Raw genomic sequence first — 18,152 nt, forward strand, 5'->3', positions numbered from 1 at the left:
ACAGCACATTTCACTCTGCACGGTTGGTGGCGTACTTCCTGATCTTCGGGCAGTGTCACGCGTCTGCGAAATGCAAACAGATACCCAGCCCGCTTCCAAGCGGGCTTTTTTTTGAACAGAAAATGAGAACAATATAATGCAAACAGCCAAACCTCATCTCGAACTGCTGACCTGCGAGGCGGCCTACCGCCACAACCCGACCGCGCTGTTTCATCAGGTATGCGGTGCACGTCCGGCGACGCTGCTGCTGGAATCTGCGGACATCGACAGCAAGGACGATCTCAAGAGCCTGCTGCTGGTCGACAGCGCGTTGCGCATTACCGCTCTAGGTGACACCGTCACAATTAAGGCTTTATCAGACAATGGCGCCTCGCTGCTGCCGCTGCTGGATGCCGCCCTGCCTTCAGGCATTGAAAACGAACGTCATCCAGAAATGCGCATTCTGCATTTCCCGCCGGTTAGCCAACTGCTGGATGAAGACGCGCGCCTCTGCTCCCTGTCCGTCTTTGATGCCTTCCGCCTGCTGCAGAACCTGGTCACCGTTCCGCACGATGAGCGTGAAGCGATGTTCTTTGGCGGGCTGTTTGCCTACGATCTGGTCGCTGGCTTTGAAGATTTACCGGAAACCGAGCAGGGCAATCGCTGCCCGGACTATTGTTTCTATCTGGCCGAAACCCTGCTGGTGATCGACCATCAGAAACAATACACCCGCATTCAGGCCAGCCTGTTCACGCCTTCGACCGCTGAGAAAAACCGTCTTGAGCATCGCATCGCGCAGCTTCAGCAGCAGATGACGGAAGCGCCGCCTGCGCTTCCGGTGCAGCGAGTGGAAAAAATGACCTGCGATGTGAACCAGACCGACGATCAGTACGGCGCCGTGGTTCGCCAGATGCAAAAAGCGATTCGCGCCGGGGAAATTTTCCAGGTTGTACCGTCCCGTCGCTTCTCGCTGCCCTGCCCGTCTCCGCTGGCAGCCTACGACGTGCTGAAAAAGAGCAACCCGAGCCCGTACATGTTCTTTATGCAGGACAACGAATTCACGCTTTTCGGCGCCTCGCCGGAAAGCTCGCTGAAGTACGACGCCACCAGCCGCCAGATTGAAATTTACCCGATCGCCGGAACCCGTCCGCGCGGACGACGCGCCGATGGCTCGCTGGATCGCGATCTCGACAGCCGCATCGAGCTGGAAATGCGCACCGACCACAAAGAGCTCTCCGAGCATCTTATGCTGGTTGACCTGGCGCGTAACGACCTGGCACGCATTTGCACCCCGGGCAGCCGCTACGTGGCGGATCTGACCAAAGTTGACCGTTATTCGTTCGTGATGCACCTGGTCTCTCGCGTGGTCGGTGAGCTGCGCCACGACCTCGACGTGCTGCACGCCTACCGCGCCTGCATGAATATGGGCACCCTGAGCGGCGCGCCGAAAGTGCGCGCCATGCAGCTGATTGCCGCCGCCGAAGGGCGTCGTCGCGGCAGCTACGGCGGCGCGGTGGGTTACTTCACCGCCCACGGCGACCTTGATACCTGCATAGTAATTCGTTCCGCCTATGTCGAAGACGGCATTGCCACCGTCCAGGCGGGAGCCGGGATTGTTCTTGATTCCGTTCCGCAGTCTGAAGCTGACGAAACGCGCAGTAAAGCCCGAGCGGTCCTTCGCGCCATTGCTACCGCACACCATGCACAGGAGATTTTCTGATGGCTGACATTCTGCTGCTCGATAATATCGATTCCTTTACCTACAACCTGGCAGATCAGCTGCGTGCGAATGGCCATAACGTCGTTATCTATCGCAACCACGTGCCGGCCCAGACCCTGATTGACCGTCTGGCAACCATGCAAAACCCGGTGCTGATGCTCTCCCCGGGTCCGGGCGCACCGAGCGAAGCGGGCTGTATGCCGGAGCTGCTGACCCGTATGCGCGGCAAGCTGCCGATTATCGGTATCTGCCTCGGCCATCAGGCGATTGTGGAAGCCTACGGCGGCTACGTTGGCCAGGCAGGTGAAATCCTCCACGGTAAAGCGTCCAGCATCGAACATGACGGCCAGGCAATGTTTGCCGGGCTGCCGAATCCGCTCCCGGTCGCGCGCTACCACTCGCTGGTCGGCAGTAACATTCCCGCCGGGCTGACCATCAACGCCTCGTTTGAAGGGATGGTGATGGCGGTACGTCACGACGCGGATCGCGTCTGCGGGATGCAGTTCCATCCGGAATCCATCCTGACCTCCCACGGTGCCCGCCTGCTGGAGCAGACGCTCGACTGGGCGTTGCAGAAGCTGGAGCAGACCAACACCCTGCAGCCGATTCTGGAAAAACTGTATCAGGCGCAGACCCTGAGCCAGCAGGAGAGCCACCAGCTCTTCTCCGCCGTGGTTCGCGGCGAGCTGAAGCCTGAGCAGCTGGCGGCCGCGCTGGTGAGCATGAAGGTCCGCGGCGAAAGCCCGCAGGAGATCGCCGGTGCCGCCACGGCTCTGCTGGAAAATGCCGCCCCGTTCCCGCGCCCGGACTATCAGTTTGCCGATATCGTCGGTACCGGCGGTGATGGCAGCAACAGTATCAATATTTCAACCGCCAGCGCCTTCGTAGCGGCGGCTTGTGGTTTAAAGGTCGCGAAGCACGGTAACCGCAGCGTGTCGAGCCGGTCAGGTTCTTCCGATCTGCTCGCCGCATTCGGCATTAATCTCGATATGAACGCCGAACGTTCCCGTGAAGCGCTGGATGACCTGGGCGTCTGCTTCCTGTTTGCGCCGAAGTATCACACCGGTTTCCGCCACGCGATGCCGGTTCGTCAGCAGCTTAAAACCCGCACGCTCTTTAACGTGCTCGGCCCGCTGATCAACCCGGCGCACCCGCCGCTGGCGCTGATCGGTGTCTACAGCCCGGAGCTGGTCCTGCCGATTGCCGAGACGCTGCGCGTGCTGGGTTACCAGCGTGCCGCCGTGGTGCACAGCGGCGGAATGGACGAAGTGTCACTGCATGCGCCGACGCTGGTGGCCGAACTGCGCGACGGTGAAATCCTGAGCTACCAGCTCGAAGCCGATGACTTTGGTTTAACTCCGTATCACCAGGATGCGCTGGCAGGCGGTACCCCGGAAGAAAACCGTGACATTCTGACGCGCTTATTACAAGGTAAGGGAGAGGTCGCCCATGAGGCCGCCGTTGCCGCCAACGTCGCCATGCTGATGCGTTTGCACGGTGAGGAAGACCTGAAGGCCAACGTTCAAAAAGTTCTGGATGTACTGCGCTCCGGTGCAGCTTACGATCGCGTTACCGCACTTGCGGCAAGAGGGTAAAGAATGCAGACCGTTTTAGCGAAAATCGTTGCCGATAAGGCCATCTGGGTGGAAGCCCGCAAGCAACAGCAGCCGCTTGCCAGTTTTCAGAACGACGTCGTCCCGAGCAGCCGTCGTTTCTATGACGCCCTGCAGGGTGCGCGCACCGCGTTTATTCTTGAGTGCAAAAAAGCGTCCCCGTCCAAAGGCGTTATCCGTGACGATTTCGACCCGGCGCGCATTGCCGGTATTTATAAGCATCATGCCTCAGCCATCTCCGTGCTGACGGATGAGAAATATTTTCAGGGCAGCTTCGATTTTCTGCCGATCGTTAGCGGCATCGCGCCGCAGCCGATCCTGTGCAAAGACTTTATTATCGACCCTTATCAGATTTGGCTGGCGCGCTTTTACCAGGCCGACGCCTGCCTGCTGATGCTCTCGGTGCTTGACGACGAGCAGTACCGCCAGCTCTCTGCCGTCGCGCACAGCCTGAAAATGGGCGTGCTGACCGAAGTGAGCAACGAAGAGGAGCTGGAACGCGCGATTGCGCTGGAAGCCAAAGTGGTCGGCATCAATAACCGCGATCTGCGCGATCTGTCAATCGACCTGAACCGCACGCGCCAGCTGGCGCCGCGTCTGGGCGCTGGCGTCACGGTGATCAGCGAATCCGGCATTAACAGCTACGCCCAGGTGCGCGAGCTGAGCCACTTCGCCAACGGTTTCCTGATTGGCTCCGCCATGATGGAACATGACGATCTCAATGCAGCAGTGCGTCGCGTGCTGCTGGGTGAAAACAAAGTATGCGGCTTAACCCGCGAACAGGACGCCCAGGCCGCGTATGAAGCCGGAGCGATTTATGGCGGGCTGATTTTTGTGGATTCCTCTCCTCGCGCGGTTAGCGAAGAGCAGGCGCGTAAGATCATCGCCGCGGCACCGCTCAGCTATGTTGGCGTGTTCCGCAATGCGGATATCGCAGAGATGGTTGTAAAAGCCGACGCGTTATCCCTGAGCGCGGTGCAGCTGCACGGCGATGAGGATCAGACCTATATCGATGCCCTGCGCGCCGCGCTGGCGCCGCAGGTACAGATCTGGAAAGCGCAAAGCGTTAGCGATACGTTGTCCCCGCGTAACCTGAACCACGTGGATAAATACGTCCTGGATAACGGCCAGGGCGGAAGCGGCCAGCGTTTTGACTGGTCTCTGCTGAACGGCGAAAAGCTGGACAACGTCCTGCTGGCGGGCGGATTAAGCCCGGACAACTGCGTAGAAGCCGCGAAAACCGGCTGCGCAGGCCTCGATTTCAATTCAGGCGTAGAGTCCCAACCGGGTATCAAAGATGCCAGCAAGCTGGCCTCGGTTTTTAAAACTCTGCGTGCATATTAAGGAAGAGAAGATGACGACATTACTTAACCCGTATTTTGGTGAGTTCGGCGGGATGTACGTCCCGCAAATCCTGATGCCCGCGCTGCGCCAGCTGGAAGAAGCGTTTGTCAGCGCGCAAAAGGATCCGGCGTTTCAGGCTGAATTTACCGACCTGCTGAAAAATTACGCCGGTCGTCCGACCGCGCTGACCAAATGCCGCAATCTGACGGAAGGTACGAAAACCACGCTGTATCTTAAGCGTGAAGACCTGCTGCACGGCGGCGCACATAAAACTAACCAGGTGCTGGGCCAGGCGCTGCTTGCGAAGCGTATGGGCAAAACTGAAATCATCGCCGAAACCGGCGCGGGCCAGCACGGCGTGGCCTCGGCGCTCGCCAGCGCCCTGCTCGGCCTGAAATGCCGCATCTATATGGGGGCGAAAGACGTTGAGCGTCAGTCTCCGAACGTCTTCCGTATGCGTCTGATGGGTGCGGAAGTGATCCCGGTACACAGCGGCTCCGCGACGCTGAAGGATGCCTGTAACGAAGCGCTGCGCGACTGGTCCGGCAGCTACGAAACCGCGCACTATATGCTCGGAACCGCGGCGGGCCCGCACCCGTTCCCGACCATCGTGCGCGAATTCCAGCGCATGATCGGGGAAGAGACCAAAGCGCAGATCCTTGAAAAAGAGGGTCGCCTGCCGGATGCGGTGATCGCCTGCGTCGGCGGCGGGTCAAACGCCATCGGCATGTTCGCAGACTTTATCGACGACACCAGCGTGGGTCTGATTGGCGTCGAGCCTGCCGGTCACGGCATTGAATCGGGTGAACACGGCGCGCCGCTGAAGCATGGCCGCGTGGGGATCTACTTCGGCATGAAATCCCCGATGATGCAGACCGATGAAGGCCAGATTGAAGAGTCTTACTCTATCTCCGCCGGCCTCGACTTCCCGTCCGTCGGGCCGCAGCACGCCTATCTGAACAGTACGGGTCGCGCGGACTATGTCTCCATTACCGATGACGAAGCGCTGGAAGCGTTTAAAACGCTGTGTCGCAGCGAAGGGATCATCCCGGCGCTGGAGTCTTCACACGCTCTGGCCCATGCGCTGAAAATGATGAAAGACAATCCGGAAAAAGAGCAGCTGCTGGTGGTAAACCTTTCCGGACGCGGTGACAAAGATATCTTCACCGTTCACGATATTCTGAAAGCACGAGGGGAAATCTGATGGAACGCTACGATAACGTATTTGCAGAACTGAAATCCCGCCAGGAAGGCGCGTTCGTTCCCTTCGTCACCCTGGGCGACCCGGGCCCGGAACAGTCGCTAAATATTATCGACACCCTGATTGAGGCCGGTGCCGACGCGCTGGAGCTGGGGATCCCGTTCTCTGACCCGCTGGCGGATGGCCCAACCATTCAGAATGCGACGCTGCGCGCGTTTGCCTCGGGCGTCACGCCAACCCAGTGCTTTGAGATGCTGGCGGCAATTCGCCAGAAGCATCCGACCATTCCCATTGGCCTGCTGATGTACGCCAACCTGGTGTTCAACCGCGGTATCGATGAGTTTTACGCCGAGTGCGCACGCGTAGGCGTCGACTCCGTTCTGGTGGCAGACGTGCCGGTCGAAGAGTCCGCGCCGTTCCGCCAGGCTGCGATGCGTCACAATGTCGCCCCGATTTTCATCTGCCCGCCAAACGCTGATGACGAATTGCTGCGCCAGATTGCCTCTTACGGGCGCGGGTATACCTATCTTCTCTCCCGCGCAGGCGTGACCGGTGCCGAGAATAAAGCCGCCCTGCCGCTGCATCATCTTGTGGAAAAGCTGGCCGAGTACCATGCCGCGCCGCCGCTGCAGGGGTTCGGGATCTCTTCTCCGGATCAGGTCACCGCGGCGATTGACGCGAAGGCTGCGGGTGCCATCTCTGGCTCTGCAATTGTGAAGATCATCGAGAAGAACGTGGATAAACCCGAGCAGATGCTGGCCGAGCTGAAAGCGTTTGTGACTGCCATGAAGGCGGCGACGCGTAAAGCCTGACACCTCCACCGTCTGGCACCCCTGCCAGACGGTTACCCTTTCTTCCCCGCCTTCAACAAAGTATTACGTCAAAATTGATCCTTTCGATATTTTCGGTGTGAATGGCTTTTCAAACTGTTATGTAAGCGTATGATCTGGACTCTTTTTTATCTTTAATCCTTCTGAGTTCAGAGGCTTATTCATGTCATGGCAATCCTTCAAACAGGCTTACCTGGTTAAGTTCTGGTCACCCGTTCCGGCCGTTATCGCGGCTGGCATTCTCTCAACTTATTATTTTGGCATTACCGGTACGTTCTGGGCAGTGACCGGCGAGTTCACCCGCTGGGGTGGTCAGCTGCTGCAGCTCGCAGGCGTGCATGCCGAAGAGTGGGGTTACTTTAAACTCATTCATCTGGACGGCACCCCGCTTACCCGCATCGACGGGATGATGATCATCGGCATGTTTGGCGGCTGCTTCGCGGCGGCGCTATGGGCAAACAACGTTAAGTTGCGGATGCCCAAAAGCCGGATCCGCATTCTTCAGGCAGTTGTCGGCGGTATCATTGCCGGGTTTGGGGCCCGTCTGGCAATGGGCTGTAACCTTGCAGCCTTCTTTACCGGTATTCCTCAGTTTTCGCTGCACGCATGGTTTTTTGCCGTCGCCACGGCCATCGGCTCTTACTTTGGGGCAAAATTTACCCTGCTGCCGCTGTTCCGCATTCCAGTGAAAATGACAAAAGTCAGCGCAGCGTCTCCGTTAACCCAGAAGCCCTCTCAGGCACGCCGCCGTTTCCGTCTCGGAATGCTGGTCTTTTTCGCTATGGTGGCATGGGCGCTGTGTACAGCTCTGAACCAGCCCAAACTCGGTCTGGCGATGCTGTTCGGCGTGGGTTTTGGTCTGCTCATTGAACGCGCGCAGATCTGCTTCACCTCCGCGTTTCGCGATATGTGGATCACCGGCCGCACGATGATGGCGAAGGCGATTATCGCCGGGATGGCGGTCAGCGCCATCGGCATCTTCAGCTATGTTCAACTGGGCGTCGAACCAAAAATCATGTGGGCCGGTCCTAACGCGGTCATTGGCGGCCTGCTGTTCGGCTTCGGGATCGTGCTGGCCGGCGGGTGTGAAACCGGCTGGATGTATCGCGCCGTTGAAGGTCAGGTGCACTACTGGTGGGTGGGTCTTGGGAATGTGATTGGCTCGACGATCCTGGCGTACTTCTGGGACGATTTGTCCCCGGCGCTTGCCACAAGTTGGGACAAGGTCAACCTGCTGAGCACCTTTGGGCCTCTCGGCGGCCTGCTGGTCACCTACGCCCTGCTGCTGGTCGCTTTTTTACTGGTTGTCGCGCAGGAGAAACGTTTTTTCCGCCGTGCGAGCGTTAAAACAGAAACGCAGGAGAATGCAGCATGAAAGAGATTGTGCCTGATTATCGTCTGGATATGGTTGGCGAGCCCTGTCCATATCCGGCGGTGGCTACGCTTGAAGCGCTACCGCAGCTAAAGAAAGGGGAAATTCTGGAGGTGGTGAGCGACTGCCCGCAGTCCATCAACAACATACCGCTGGATGCGAAAAACCACGGTTATACGGTGCTGGATATCCAGCAGGATGGCCCGACCATTCGCTATCTGATTCAAAAATGATCGCTAAGGGCCTCGCCAGGGGCCTTTATCGTATTGAATTATAAGCCGTGTTGATCCACGGCAAAAACGCGATTTTTGACTTAAGTAAAATCTCATTTCCCTTTTGAAGGAGGTTTTCGCGGTTTGATGTATTTACGAGCTTTACTGGTTTTCGCCTTATTGATTCCCTTCCATGCGCTGTCCCTGAATTTCTCTTCCACCTTCCTGCGCCTTGATTGTCCGCAAAGAGGACTTGTCGAGGTTATTCTGCACGTTTATGACCATACCCAGGAACGATGGCGCGGTCATTTTGAAACCGGCGCGGGACATAAACGTGCGGGTGATACAGAAATTATCCCGTTTGCCAACGGCGATATTCTCTTCCATTCCCTGTCCAGCGACGCTTTCAGCTATTTATATGATGGGGAGACGATCCTGAGGCACTGCGTAAAGCTTGATGAGCGGCCGGTTTATCCGTCGTTTTGAAGTGAGCAAAGCAAACTGGCCACAGGGTGGCCAGTTTGAAGGGGGATTAGAAACGATAACCCGCGGAGAACATAAACACCCACGGATCCAGTCGCGTGTTGATACTTTGCTGCTGACCGCCCGCCTTGAAGCGTACGTCCGTATCAATATCCATATACCAGACGGAGGCGTTAATTAACCAGTCGCGGTTAATCAGGTAATCCAGACCGACCTGCCCCGCCATGCCCCACGAATCTTTCAGGCTGAGGTCCGTCAGACCCGCCTCTTTACCGGTATCGTTGAATTTCTCATCAAAGAAGGTGGTGTAGTTCACACCAGCGCCAATATAAGGACGTACCTTGCTGCTGGCATCGCCAAAGTACCATTGCGCCATCAGCGTTGGTGGTAAATGGTGAACCGTGGCGATATCACCGGTTGCGCCCAGACCCACGCGATGACGGAATGGGGTTGCCGCCAGAAGCTCAACCCCCACGTTATCCGTCGCCATCCAGGTAAAGGTTAAACCGAGCTGGGTGTTATTACTGACGTTAAAACCGCCCATACCCAGCACGTTATCCGATCCTTCAGTTGGGCGAACCGTAGCCGAACCGGCACGAATAAAGAATTCGCCTGCTTCATGCGCGTACGCGCCGCCAGAGAGACTGCTTAATACAAGGGCTGCCACCGCTAATTTTTTCATATCCGCTCCATCGTTGTGGTTTTAATCGCGGATGAGAATATACTCACAAAAGGGTAATAAGTGATCTGCCACAGATCACATTAAAACCAGTAACTTAACATTCATTGATCTGGGTTAATTTTTTGTGGCGCGTTCAAAAGCGATAAGTTGTTTGCATGTCAATTTTTGGCATTTCACGGTTACAAAATTTTCCCTTTCCCCCCTCTTGCTCTTCCTCTGGCGGCTGGATAATTTATCGCTCTCACAAATTGATTTGATGCGTTCTTCTTTTGCAGGTGTGCCATGAGTGATATCAACCCGTGCATGACGTGCGGAGCCTGTTGTGCGTATTTTCGAGTCTCTTTCTACTGGGCCGAAGCCAGCGATGGCGGCGGTACCGTTCCGGTTCATCTTACCGAGCCGTTAACCCCCTTTCTGCGCTGCATGAGCGGCACGAACCAAAAGCAGGCCCGCTGTGTGGCGCTACAGGGTGAACCTGGGGTCGCGACCCGCTGTTCCATCTATGAGGATCGGCCCAGCCCGTGTCGGGAATTTGCCATGTCGGGGGAAGATGGCCAGGTCAACGAAGCCTGCAATCGCGCACGCGCACGCGTGGGATTACCGCCGCTTTACAAAGATATGCTTTTCCATACAAGCCTTGATGCTGCCACAGCAGGTGCATCCGGTGTACAATTGCCGGCTAATTAACACCTGCAATACTCAAGGAGAGTGCATGTCTATCACGGCGAAGTCTGTCTACCGTGACACGGGAAACTTTTTCCGCAATCAGTTCATTACCTTTTTACTGATCGCGTTGCTTTGCGCCTTTATCACGGTGGTGCTGGGTCATGCGTTTTCACCGAGTGAAGAACAGATTGCCAGCCTGAGCCAGGGCGACCATCTTGCGGGTAGCGTGGGGTTGTTTGAGCTGGTGCAAAACATGACGCCGGAACAGCAGCAAATCCTGCTGCGCGCCTCTGCCGCGTCCACGTTCTCGGGCCTGATTGGTAATGCAGTTCTGGCGGGCGGCGTTTTGCTGATGATTCAGCTTGTATCGGCGGGTCACCGGGTCAGCGCCTTACGGGCGATTGGTGCCAGCGCGCCGGTCTTACCTAAGCTGTTTATCCTGATCTTTTTGACTACCCTGCTGGTGCAGATGGGGATAATGCTGGTCGTGGTGCCGGGCGTACTGCTGGCTATCGTGCTCTCGTTTGCCCCGGTGATGGTCGTGCAGGATAAGATGGGTATTTTTACCGCGATGCGCAGCAGCATCCGACTGGCATGGGCTAATATGCGTCTGGTGGCTCCCGCCGTGATCGGCTGGCTGCTCGCCAAAACGCTCCTGCTGTTGTTTGCACCGAATTTTGCGGTATTAACGCCGAACGTTGGCGCGGTAGTGGCGAATACGCTGAGCAACCTGATTTCAGCGGTACTGCTGGTCTATCTGTTCCGCCTGTATATGTTAATTCGTCAGTAATCCAGAGGCGGGAGGCATCGCAGCCTCCCGCCCCGCTCAGAAGATGGAATCACAGAATGAAGCAGTTTCTTGATTTTTTACCGCTCGTGGTCTTTTTTGCTTTTTATAAGCTGTACGATATTTATGCCGCGACCACTGCGCTGATCGTTGCAACGGCAGTTGTTCTGATCTACAGCTGGGTTCGCTATCGTAAAGTCGAAAAAATGGCGCTGGTCACCTTCGTCCTGGTCGCCGTATTCGGCGGACTGACTCTGTTCTTCCATAACGATGAATTTATCAAGTGGAAAGTGACCGTGATTTACGCCCTGTTTGCGGGCGCATTATTAATCAGCCAGTGGGTGATGAAAAAACCGCTGATCCAACGCATGCTGGGCAAAGAGCTGACGCTGCCTCAGGAAGTCTGGTCCCGTCTGAATATCGCCTGGGCGGTCTTCTTTATTCTCTGCGGTCTCGCTAACATCTATATTGCTTTCTGGCTGCCGCAGAATATCTGGGTTAACTTTAAGGTCTTCGGCCTGACCGCGCTGACCCTTATTTTCACGCTGTTAAGCGGCGTATACATTTATCGCCACATGCCGCAAGACGACAAGCACTGATTAACGACTGACCAGAACGTCAGAGACAGGCGTTCTGGTCTATTCTCTCCGCTGTAAAATCATAGTAGCATCCCGCCTGAAGTCTTCCGTTACGAGTTAAAACAATGACAACAACTAACGCCCCACAGGGCGAACTGGTTTTACGCACACTGGCAATGCCCGCTGACACCAATGCCAATGGCGATATTTTTGGCGGCTGGCTGATGTCGCAGATGGATATGGGCGGCGCAATTCTGGCAAAAGAGATCGCCCACGGGCGCGTGGTGACTGTGCGAGTGGACGGCATGACCTTCCTGCGCCCGGTTGCGGTAGGTGATGTGGTTTGCTGCTACGCGCGCTGCGTCAAACGCGGCAACACCTCCATTTCCATCAACATCGAAGTGTGGGTTAAGAAAGTCTCTTCTGAGCCGATTGGGCAGCGTTATAAGGCCACTGAAGCGCTGTTTATTTATGTCGCCGTGGACAGCGAGGGTAAACCTCGTCAACTTCCGCAGGCCTGATCGACAAGTAAAAAAAGCCTCCTTTCGGAGGCTTTTTTTATTCCATCTGCGCCCCGCCGTTCAGGCGGAAAACGATATTCACAATCAATCCGCTGCCCGGCTTGCCTGGCTCATAACGCCATCTGCGCATTGCAGATTTCACTTCGCGCTCAAACATATTAGAAGGCTGAGCGGACAAGATTTCCACGTTATCCACTCGGCCATCCGCAGTCACGTCAAATTTCACCCTCACGCGGCCTTCAATACGCAAAGCCTGAGCTCGCGCCGGATACTGAGGCTGGTTGCGGCTTACGGCACGCGGGCCCGCTGGCGCACTAACCGTTGGCTTTGGTGTCGTTGCCGTATTGTTCATCACTGGACGTGAAGGCGCTGCATTTTCAACCGGCTGGGTCGCACGCGGTTCAACCGGACGTTCCTCACGTTTCGGACGCTCCTCGACCTTCTTCACCGGCTTTGGCTTCGGCTTAGGTTTTGGCTTCGGTTCAGGTTTGTGGATCACCACCGGCGCTTCCTTCGGTGGCTCCGGAACGGGCTCGGGTTCTGGCTCAGGTTCAGCTACCGGCTGTGGCGGCGGAGGGGCAACCTGCGGCGGTTCAAGGTCCGCTGGCGAGACCATCGTCACCGAAATCGGCTGCGCGGGCGCGGGCATTTCAATAACCTGATGAACCGAGGTATACAGCAAACCCGCCACAACGGCACCATGAATCACGACAGAAAGCAGCGTCGGCCAGGGAAAGCGGCGAGGTAAATCAAGGGTCATCGAAGTCATATTCATCAACGTTAAAAAACCGAACCATGATTTTAAATGCAAATAGCAATCATATTCAATAAGACACTTTGTTCTGGGGCAACTTTAGCGCCTGAGAGGCCAAAAAAGTCGCAGTCAGATCAGGGTATTAACATTGTTTTTATTTTACATTGCAGTCGTTTGCCCTTTCACATAACGTAACTGACACTTTTACCGGTTAAGGAGCTTCGCCGTGTTTTACGTAATTTACTCTGAAGATGTTGCTGATTCGCTCGAAAAACGCCAGTCTGTGCGCCCTGCGCATCTGGCACGTTTGCAGCTGCTCCAGGATGAAGGCCGATTACTGACCGCTGGCCCCATGCCCGCAGTCGACAGCAACGATCCGGGTGCTGCCGGTTTTGCCGGCTCCACGGTTATTGCTGAATTTGAATCCCAGGAAGCCGCTCAGGCCTGGGCTGACGCAGACCCGTACGTTGCAGCGGGTGTGTATGCAAAAGTGACGGTGAGACCGTATAAAAAAGTGTTCTGATACCGAAGCGGCTCCGAAAGGAGCCTTTTTTATGGTGGCGATTACGCGTCTCTGTGCCGGGTAAACTGCTGTTCTGTAATCAGGCTCCCCCACTGGTCGCCTTCCCACTCTTTTACCATCGTAAACCCAAACGACTCGTACAGACGCCGGGCGGCGTTCAGCTTATTGAATGTCCAGAGGTGCACAGCAGAAAAACCGGCCCTGTCGCAGAACCGCATCGCTTCATTCAGCAGTTTTTTACCCACGCCGTGTCCCCGACAGCCATCATCAAGAATAAACCAGCGAAGATGGGCCTCACCCGGAGCCAAATCCTCGCCATCGATCGCCACCGAGCCGACAATTTTGTCGTTGAGTACTGCCAGCCAAATCTGGTTACAGGGCTTCTCCAGTCTTTCACTGAACTCGGCCAGCCCTGAAGCCACTTTGGCCTCGAAGAAGCGACCAAAGTTATGCTCCCGCGAATAATAGCTGCCATGCATCTCCGCAATACGGCCAATCATGCCGGGGATGTACCCCTGCACTATCTTCAACTCGTCGGGCTGCATATCGTTACCCCCCTCACGGCATGCCAGCAGCGCGTTGGCATAAAGGGAGAGCCCTTCAGAAATGGTCTGCTGCTGGGCAGGGGCAAGACGCTTTATTGCTGTGACCACCCGCTCATTGCTGAAGGCATTAATTTTGCTGACCGTCTCGTGACCTTTCGCGGTCAGCCTGAGGCTCTTTGCTCTCGCATCCTCAGTAGAAATGACCTCCTCAAGTTCGCCCGCGGCAATCAGGCGAGCCAGCATCCGGCTGACGCTGGACTTTTCCAGGCCCAGCAGTTGCACCAGCTGACTCGCCGTCATCTCCTTACGCAGAGCAATTTCGACCAGAGTATGGACGGCCGAAGGCGAGTAATTCGTTGAGGCCAGGGTAGACCCCATAAAACCTAACTCTCGCACCATAAGGCGCGAGGAACGTCGAATAACACTGACTACCGGGGTTTCGCTGTGCATGTTATGTCCTCACCATTTAGTTGTACTATACAACTAAATGGTGAGGGATTGTCAAACAGAATAAAAAAGGCTCCCGCAGGAGCCTTTCAAATCATCAATGCAGCGACGCTAATCTCGCCGCAAACCCGACAAACAGCAGCCCTATTAGCCCGTTCCCCAGCTTTGCCAGTTTCTTTTTTGTTTTCAGATAACGCGTGACAAACGCGCCGGAGAAGATCAGGAAGCTCATGTACATAAAGCTTATCAACTCCAGCGTAGTCGCGAGGATCAGGAAAGAAGTGCCGGTACTCTTCGCATTCACGTCAATGAACTGAACGAAGAACGATACGTAGAACAGAATCGCTTTGGGGTTGGTCAGGCTTAACACCAGGGAACGTTTCATGATCATACTGGCAGGTTCGGGGCCGCTCTCATGCGCGTTTTTTTGACGGTTTACCACCGACCAGAGCATTTTGCCCCCCAGCCAGAGCAGATAGAAAGCCCCGAGATAGCGCACGATATTAAACAGTACCGGCGTGGTCTGGATTAATGCCGCGACGCCCGCCCATGCGAGAAACATCAGCACCGCATCGCCAATAAATACGCCCGTAGCGGCGAGATACCCTTTTTTAACACCGTGACCGATCCCGGTTTTTAGCACGAACAGGGTATTCGGTCCTGGCACCAGAACGATAAAAAATGCGCCAACAACATACGTCCAGAAATTCAGTACGCCAAACTCCGCAAACACTTCTCCCTCCTTTTGCTAAACACAACAGGAACAACGCTGCAAATACGCTATCCCCAAAAAATCAGACGCTATAAAATCAGCGGGCACCAGTTACGGTGCCCTCATGTTTCTCAGATATCCTGGACTGCGAACAGCAACGCATTGCGGTGCCGCGTCAATCCACATTTTCTGATGGCGTGAATACGCATATTGCGGCGGGATTGTGCTTCCAGCCAACGAGCCTTGCGACGACTCACCTGTCGCAACATGCGCCAGCGCCCTACTTCTGTTCTACTGCGCTTCATGTCTACAACTCTTAAACTAACTGAGCCGCCATTATAAACCCAACCCGGCAGCAAACCAGCGCTTTTACCTGGCGTTTTTATTTGCCAGATGAATCCTGATGCGTACACTCATAACAATACGCTTTCAAAAGGATTTTTTTACCTATGACAACCTTCTACACCGTGGTGAGTTGGCTGGTCATTCTGGGATACTGGCTGTTAATCGCGGGTGTGACATTACGCATCCTGATGAAGCGCAGAGCCGTACCCTCTGCCATGGCCTGGCTTCTGATCATTTACATCCTCCCGCTGGTGGGAATTATTGCCTATCTCTCTTTTGGTGAGCTTCATCTTGGTAAACGCCGTGCCGAGCGCGCCCGTGCCATGTGGCCCTCCACCGCGAAGTGGCTGAACGATCTTAAAGCCTGCAAACATATTTTTGCCGAGGAGAACAGCAGCGTCGCCTCCTCACTGTTTAAGCTGTGCGAGCGCCGCCAGGGGATTGGCGGCGTTAAGGGCAATCAACTGCAGCTGCTGACCTCGTCTGACGACGTCATGCAGGCGTTAATCCGCGATATTCAGCTGGCTCGTCATAATATCGAGATGGTTTTTTATATCTGGCAGCCCGGCGGGATGGCTGACCAGGTCGCTGAGTCGCTGATGGCCGCCGCGCGGCGCGGCATTCATTGCCGCCTGATGCTTGACTCCGCGGGTAGCGTGGCATTTTTCCGTAGCCCCTGGGCGGGCATGATGCGTAATGCCGGGATCGAAGTGGTTGAAGCGCTGAAGGTGAATCTCCTGCGCGTGTTTCTGCGCCGGATGGATCTCCGCCAGCATCGCAAAATGATCATGATCGATAACTATATTGCCTACACCGGCAGCATGAACATGGTCGACCCGCGCTTCTTCAAACAGGACTCAGGAGTAGGTCAATGGGTTGATTTGATGGCGCGAATGGAGGGGCCGATTGCCACCTCGATGGGCATCGTTTATTCCTGCGACTGGGAGATTGAAACCGGCAAGCGTATCCTGCCGCCGCCGCCGGACGGCAATATTATGCCGTTTGAGGAGGCCAGCGGTCATACCATTCATACCATTGCTTCCGGGCCGGGCTTTCCGGAGGACTTGATCCATCAGGCGCTGCTGACGGCAACCTACTCGGCGCGTGAATATCTGATCATGACGACGCCCTACTTTGTCCCCAGCGACGACCTCCTGCACGCGATCTGTACAGCCGCGCAGCGCGGTGTCGATGTGAGCATCATTTTGCCGCGCAAAAATGACTCTCTCCTGGTTGGCTGGGCCAGCCGGGCATTCTTTAGCGAACTGCTGGCCGCCGGGGTGAAAATTTACCAGTTTGAAGGCGGATTGCTCCACACCAAAAGCGTGCTCGTCGACGGTGAGCTGAGCCTGGTGGGCACGGTCAACCTGGATATGCGCAGCCTGTGGCTCAACTTTGAAATCACGCTGGTCATTGATGATGCCGGCTTTGGCGGCGATCTCGCGGCGGTGCAGGATGATTATATCTCCCGCTCGCGTCTGCTGGATGCCAGACTGTGGGTAAAACGTCCGCTGTGGCAGAGAATTGCCGAACGACTGTTTTACTTCTTTAGTCCGTTGCTGTAAAACGTGCCCAACGATGTTAAACAGGTAGTCATCATGGAAATGGATCTGAACAATCGCCTGACCGAAGACGAAACGCTCGAGCAGGCCTATGACATTTTTCTCGAACTGGCGGTTGATAACCTCGATCCCGCAGACGTGATCCTTTTTAATCTGCAGTTCGAAGAGCGTGGCGGTGCCGAGCTGTTCGACCCTTCAGAAGACTGGGCTGAGCATGTGGATTTCGACCTGAACCCTGACTTTTTTGCCGAAGTGGTGATTGGGCTGGCAGATGAAGACGGTGGCGAAATTAACGATATTTTCGCCCGCGTCCTGCTCTGTCGAGAGAAAGACCATAAGCTGTGCCATATACTCTGGCGCGAATAATAAAAAAGGCTGCGATTGCAGCCTTTTTTATTTACTCCGGCAACGCACTTCCGCAGCGGTTACAAAACCGCGCGTCATGATCATGTTCACCCTGCTGGCAATGAGGACACTTGCGCTGCTGCTTGCGGCTCTGAAACGCGCTGCTCATGTGTGTGGTAATAAGTCCAGTCGGAATGGCAATCACCGAATAGCCAATCAAAATCAGCACTGACGCCACAATGCGGCCCAGCGGCGTGTGGGGAGTAATATCACCATAACCCACGGTCGTGACGGTCACAATCGCCCAGTAGACGGAGGCATTGAGCGTCGTAAAGCCATATTTGGGCCCTTCTATTAAATACATCAGCGCGCCAAAAACAATCATGACGATGGCGATAAACGAGTAGAACAGAATGAGCTGATGCCGTGCGCTGACGATTGCACTCCAGAACACGCGTAATGAGGGCATAAAGCGCAGTAATTTCAGAATACGTAATACGCGAATCACGCGCATCGCTCGCCAGGCAAAGACATAGCTCAGGCTGATTTCCGGCCACAACCACATGACGTAGAGCGGCAGAATGGTGGCTAAATCAATAAATCCCCAGAAGCTGAAAACATATCGGGCCGGGTTGGGCCAGGCTATTACCCGGAGGAGATATTCAGCGGTAAAAACCAGGGTAATCGCCAGCTCAAGCCAGACAAAGATGTGCCATTCGTCAAACGTCAGGTGATATTGCGTCCCGGCACCCGATTCAATAAAGATGACGACCACGCTGAGAAGCGCAAATAAACCGCAAAGACCTTCGAAGCGACGTCCGGATACCGTTTCAGGATCGAATAAAAAATGATAAAGCCGCCGACGGGCTGACGTTAATAAACGCGACACAGTAACCTCGCAAAAAATAAGGGCTGACATCATGTCAGCCCT

The 18,152-nt window shown here is 55.5% G+C and carries 22 protein-coding genes and 1 other annotated feature; of the genes, 15 read left to right on the forward strand and 7 right to left on the reverse strand.

Going from position 1 to position 18,152, the window contains the following annotated elements; genetic code table 11:
* Nucleotides 1-18: 18 nt before the first annotated feature.
* Nucleotides 19-113: a sequence feature (Trp leader region), on the forward strand.
* 23 nt (nt 114-136) lie between these two features.
* From KGP22_RS12100 to KGP22_RS12135, 8 genes are all read left to right on the forward strand, one after another.
* Nucleotides 137-1,699, forward strand: a complete 1,563-nt coding sequence (locus KGP22_RS12100; RefSeq protein WP_136194979.1) for an anthranilate synthase component 1 — start codon at nt 137-139, stop codon at nt 1,697-1,699.
* Complete coding sequence (gene trpD / locus KGP22_RS12105) at nt 1,699-3,294, forward strand: bifunctional anthranilate synthase glutamate amidotransferase component TrpG/anthranilate phosphoribosyltransferase TrpD (RefSeq protein ID WP_223579082.1); 1,596 nt, start codon at nt 1,699-1,701, stop codon at nt 3,292-3,294. Before KGP22_RS12100 ends, trpD begins: the two co-directional genes overlap by 1 nt.
* Nucleotides 3,295-3,297: 3 nt before the next feature.
* Nucleotides 3,298-4,656, forward strand: a complete 1,359-nt coding sequence (gene trpCF / locus KGP22_RS12110) for a bifunctional indole-3-glycerol-phosphate synthase TrpC/phosphoribosylanthranilate isomerase TrpF (RefSeq protein ID WP_223579085.1) — start codon at nt 3,298-3,300, stop codon at nt 4,654-4,656.
* Nucleotides 4,657-4,666: 10 nt separating this feature from the next.
* Entirely contained in the window at nt 4,667-5,860 is a 1,194-nt protein-coding gene (gene trpB / locus KGP22_RS12115; protein WP_024907111.1) for a tryptophan synthase subunit beta, read from the forward strand.
* Nucleotides 5,860-6,669 carry a tryptophan synthase subunit alpha gene (trpA, locus tag KGP22_RS12120; RefSeq protein WP_223579089.1) on the forward strand — a complete coding sequence of 270 codons (810 nt, stop codon included), beginning with the start codon at nt 5,860-5,862 and terminating at the stop codon, nt 6,667-6,669. Before trpB ends, trpA begins: the two co-directional genes overlap by 1 nt.
* Nucleotides 6,670-6,850: 181 nt before the next feature.
* Nucleotides 6,851-8,062 (forward strand): selenium metabolism membrane protein YedE/FdhT, encoded by a 1,212-nt coding sequence (yedE, locus tag KGP22_RS12125; RefSeq protein ID WP_111965940.1) that lies wholly within the window; start codon nt 6,851-6,853, stop codon nt 8,060-8,062.
* The gene (gene yedF / locus KGP22_RS12130) at nt 8,059-8,292 is read left to right on the forward strand and encodes a sulfurtransferase-like selenium metabolism protein YedF (RefSeq protein ID WP_003856774.1); all 234 of its coding nucleotides are present in this window, start codon (nt 8,059-8,061) and stop codon (nt 8,290-8,292) included. Before yedE ends, yedF begins: the two co-directional genes overlap by 4 nt.
* Before the next feature lie 126 nt (nt 8,293-8,418).
* Complete coding sequence (locus KGP22_RS12135) at nt 8,419-8,757, forward strand: hypothetical protein (RefSeq protein WP_127731309.1); 339 nt, start codon at nt 8,419-8,421, stop codon at nt 8,755-8,757.
* A gap of 46 nt (nt 8,758-8,803) precedes the next feature.
* Here KGP22_RS12135 and ompW read toward each other — a convergent pair whose 3' ends face one another.
* Together ompW and KGP22_RS12145 are read right to left on the reverse strand one after the other, a co-directional pair.
* A complete protein-coding gene (ompW, locus tag KGP22_RS12140) occupies nt 8,804-9,436 on the reverse strand; it encodes an outer membrane protein OmpW (protein ID WP_223579092.1) in 633 nt (210 codons plus the stop codon).
* 114 nt (nt 9,437-9,550) lie between these two features.
* Nucleotides 9,551-9,826, reverse strand: coding sequence for a hypothetical protein (locus tag KGP22_RS12145; protein WP_223582514.1), 276 nt, complete (start codon nt 9,824-9,826; stop codon nt 9,551-9,553).
* Here KGP22_RS12145 and KGP22_RS12150 point away from each other — a divergent pair.
* From KGP22_RS12150 to yciA, 4 genes are all read left to right on the forward strand, one after another.
* Complete coding sequence (locus KGP22_RS12150; RefSeq protein WP_032674935.1) at nt 9,719-10,123, forward strand: YkgJ family cysteine cluster protein; 405 nt, start codon at nt 9,719-9,721, stop codon at nt 10,121-10,123. The genes KGP22_RS12145 and KGP22_RS12150 overlap by 108 nt on opposite strands.
* Nucleotides 10,124-10,148: 25 nt before the next feature.
* Nucleotides 10,149-10,892 carry a YciC family protein gene (locus tag KGP22_RS12155; protein WP_033145752.1) on the forward strand — a complete coding sequence of 248 codons (744 nt, stop codon included), beginning with the start codon at nt 10,149-10,151 and terminating at the stop codon, nt 10,890-10,892.
* A 56-nt stretch (nt 10,893-10,948) separates the two neighbouring features.
* Complete coding sequence (locus KGP22_RS12160; protein ID WP_025756566.1) at nt 10,949-11,488, forward strand: septation protein A; 540 nt, start codon at nt 10,949-10,951, stop codon at nt 11,486-11,488.
* Between the two features lie 104 nt (nt 11,489-11,592).
* Nucleotides 11,593-11,988 (forward strand): acyl-CoA thioester hydrolase YciA, encoded by a 396-nt coding sequence (gene yciA, locus KGP22_RS12165; protein ID WP_008502796.1) that lies wholly within the window; start codon nt 11,593-11,595, stop codon nt 11,986-11,988.
* Between the two features lie 37 nt (nt 11,989-12,025).
* On the opposite strand, the gene tonB is transcribed toward yciA, so the two are convergent.
* The gene (gene tonB, locus KGP22_RS12170) at nt 12,026-12,748 is read right to left on the reverse strand and encodes a TonB system transport protein TonB (RefSeq protein ID WP_111965936.1); all 723 of its coding nucleotides are present in this window, start codon (nt 12,746-12,748) and stop codon (nt 12,026-12,028) included.
* 220 nt (nt 12,749-12,968) lie between these two features.
* Here tonB and KGP22_RS12175 point away from each other — a divergent pair, with 220 nt between their 5' ends.
* Nucleotides 12,969-13,265, forward strand: a complete 297-nt coding sequence (locus KGP22_RS12175) for a YciI family protein (protein ID WP_023327637.1) — start codon at nt 12,969-12,971, stop codon at nt 13,263-13,265.
* Between the two features lie 41 nt (nt 13,266-13,306).
* Here KGP22_RS12175 and KGP22_RS12180 read toward each other — a convergent pair whose 3' ends face one another.
* The 3 genes from KGP22_RS12180 to KGP22_RS12190 form a co-directional block, all read right to left on the reverse strand.
* On the reverse strand, nt 13,307-14,260 hold the full coding sequence (locus tag KGP22_RS12180) for a helix-turn-helix domain-containing GNAT family N-acetyltransferase (protein WP_223579103.1): 954 nt from the start codon (nt 14,258-14,260) through the stop codon (nt 13,307-13,309).
* A 94-nt stretch (nt 14,261-14,354) separates the two neighbouring features.
* Nucleotides 14,355-14,990 (reverse strand): leucine efflux protein LeuE, encoded by a 636-nt coding sequence (leuE, locus tag KGP22_RS12185; RefSeq protein WP_045404924.1) that lies wholly within the window; start codon nt 14,988-14,990, stop codon nt 14,355-14,357.
* 110 nt (nt 14,991-15,100) lie between these two features.
* Entirely contained in the window at nt 15,101-15,274 is a 174-nt protein-coding gene (locus KGP22_RS12190) for a YciY family protein (protein ID WP_086379783.1), read from the reverse strand.
* Between the two features lie 144 nt (nt 15,275-15,418).
* On the opposite strand from KGP22_RS12190, the gene cls reads away from it, so the two are divergent.
* Together cls and KGP22_RS12200 are read left to right on the forward strand one after the other, a co-directional pair.
* Complete coding sequence (cls, locus tag KGP22_RS12195; protein WP_008502791.1) at nt 15,419-16,879, forward strand: cardiolipin synthase; 1,461 nt, start codon at nt 15,419-15,421, stop codon at nt 16,877-16,879.
* A 33-nt stretch (nt 16,880-16,912) separates the two neighbouring features.
* A complete protein-coding gene (locus KGP22_RS12200; RefSeq protein ID WP_006810881.1) occupies nt 16,913-17,242 on the forward strand; it encodes an HI1450 family dsDNA-mimic protein in 330 nt (109 codons plus the stop codon).
* A 31-nt stretch (nt 17,243-17,273) separates the two neighbouring features.
* Here the strand turns inward: KGP22_RS12200 and KGP22_RS12205 are convergent, their stop codons facing one another.
* Nucleotides 17,274-18,143, reverse strand: coding sequence for an ion transporter (locus KGP22_RS12205; protein WP_188035101.1), 870 nt, complete (start codon nt 18,141-18,143; stop codon nt 17,274-17,276).
* Nucleotides 18,144-18,152: the final 9 nt, after the last annotated feature.

The sequence above is a fragment of the Enterobacter sp. JBIWA005 genome (assembly GCF_019968805.1).
GTDB lineage: Bacteria > Pseudomonadota > Gammaproteobacteria > Enterobacterales > Enterobacteriaceae > Enterobacter > Enterobacter vonholyi.

Excerpts from the sequence above, each read along its gene's own strand:
- KGP22_RS12100 (WP_136194979.1), top strand. The coding sequence starts at position 137 with ATGCAAACAGCCAAACCTCATCTCGAACTGCTGACCTGCGAGGCGGCC.
- trpD (WP_223579082.1), top strand. The coding sequence starts at position 1,699 with ATGGCTGACATTCTGCTGCTCGATAATATCGATTCCTTTACCTACAAC.
- trpCF (WP_223579085.1), top strand. The coding sequence starts at position 3,298 with ATGCAGACCGTTTTAGCGAAAATCGTTGCCGATAAGGCCATCTGGGTG.
- trpB (WP_024907111.1), top strand. The coding sequence starts at position 4,667 with ATGACGACATTACTTAACCCGTATTTTGGTGAGTTCGGCGGGATGTAC.
- trpA (WP_223579089.1), top strand. The coding sequence starts at position 5,860 with ATGGAACGCTACGATAACGTATTTGCAGAACTGAAATCCCGCCAGGAA.
- yedE (WP_111965940.1), top strand. The coding sequence starts at position 6,851 with ATGTCATGGCAATCCTTCAAACAGGCTTACCTGGTTAAGTTCTGGTCA.
- yedF (WP_003856774.1), top strand. The coding sequence starts at position 8,059 with ATGAAAGAGATTGTGCCTGATTATCGTCTGGATATGGTTGGCGAGCCC.
- KGP22_RS12135 (WP_127731309.1), top strand. The coding sequence starts at position 8,419 with ATGTATTTACGAGCTTTACTGGTTTTCGCCTTATTGATTCCCTTCCAT.
- ompW (WP_223579092.1), bottom strand. The coding sequence starts at position 9,436 with ATGAAAAAATTAGCGGTGGCAGCCCTTGTATTAAGCAGTCTCTCTGGC.
- KGP22_RS12150 (WP_032674935.1), top strand. The coding sequence starts at position 9,719 with ATGAGTGATATCAACCCGTGCATGACGTGCGGAGCCTGTTGTGCGTAT.
- KGP22_RS12145 (WP_223582514.1), bottom strand. The coding sequence starts at position 9,826 with ATGAACCGGAACGGTACCGCCGCCATCGCTGGCTTCGGCCCAGTAGAA.
- KGP22_RS12155 (WP_033145752.1), top strand. The coding sequence starts at position 10,149 with ATGTCTATCACGGCGAAGTCTGTCTACCGTGACACGGGAAACTTTTTC.
- KGP22_RS12160 (WP_025756566.1), top strand. The coding sequence starts at position 10,949 with ATGAAGCAGTTTCTTGATTTTTTACCGCTCGTGGTCTTTTTTGCTTTT.
- yciA (WP_008502796.1), top strand. The coding sequence starts at position 11,593 with ATGACAACAACTAACGCCCCACAGGGCGAACTGGTTTTACGCACACTG.
- tonB (WP_111965936.1), bottom strand. The coding sequence starts at position 12,748 with ATGACCCTTGATTTACCTCGCCGCTTTCCCTGGCCGACGCTGCTTTCT.
- KGP22_RS12180 (WP_223579103.1), bottom strand. The coding sequence starts at position 14,260 with ATGCACAGCGAAACCCCGGTAGTCAGTGTTATTCGACGTTCCTCGCGC.
- KGP22_RS12190 (WP_086379783.1), bottom strand. The coding sequence starts at position 15,274 with ATGAAGCGCAGTAGAACAGAAGTAGGGCGCTGGCGCATGTTGCGACAG.
- cls (WP_008502791.1), top strand. The coding sequence starts at position 15,419 with ATGACAACCTTCTACACCGTGGTGAGTTGGCTGGTCATTCTGGGATAC.
- KGP22_RS12200 (WP_006810881.1), top strand. The coding sequence starts at position 16,913 with ATGGAAATGGATCTGAACAATCGCCTGACCGAAGACGAAACGCTCGAG.
- KGP22_RS12205 (WP_188035101.1), bottom strand. The coding sequence starts at position 18,143 with ATGATGTCAGCCCTTATTTTTTGCGAGGTTACTGTGTCGCGTTTATTA.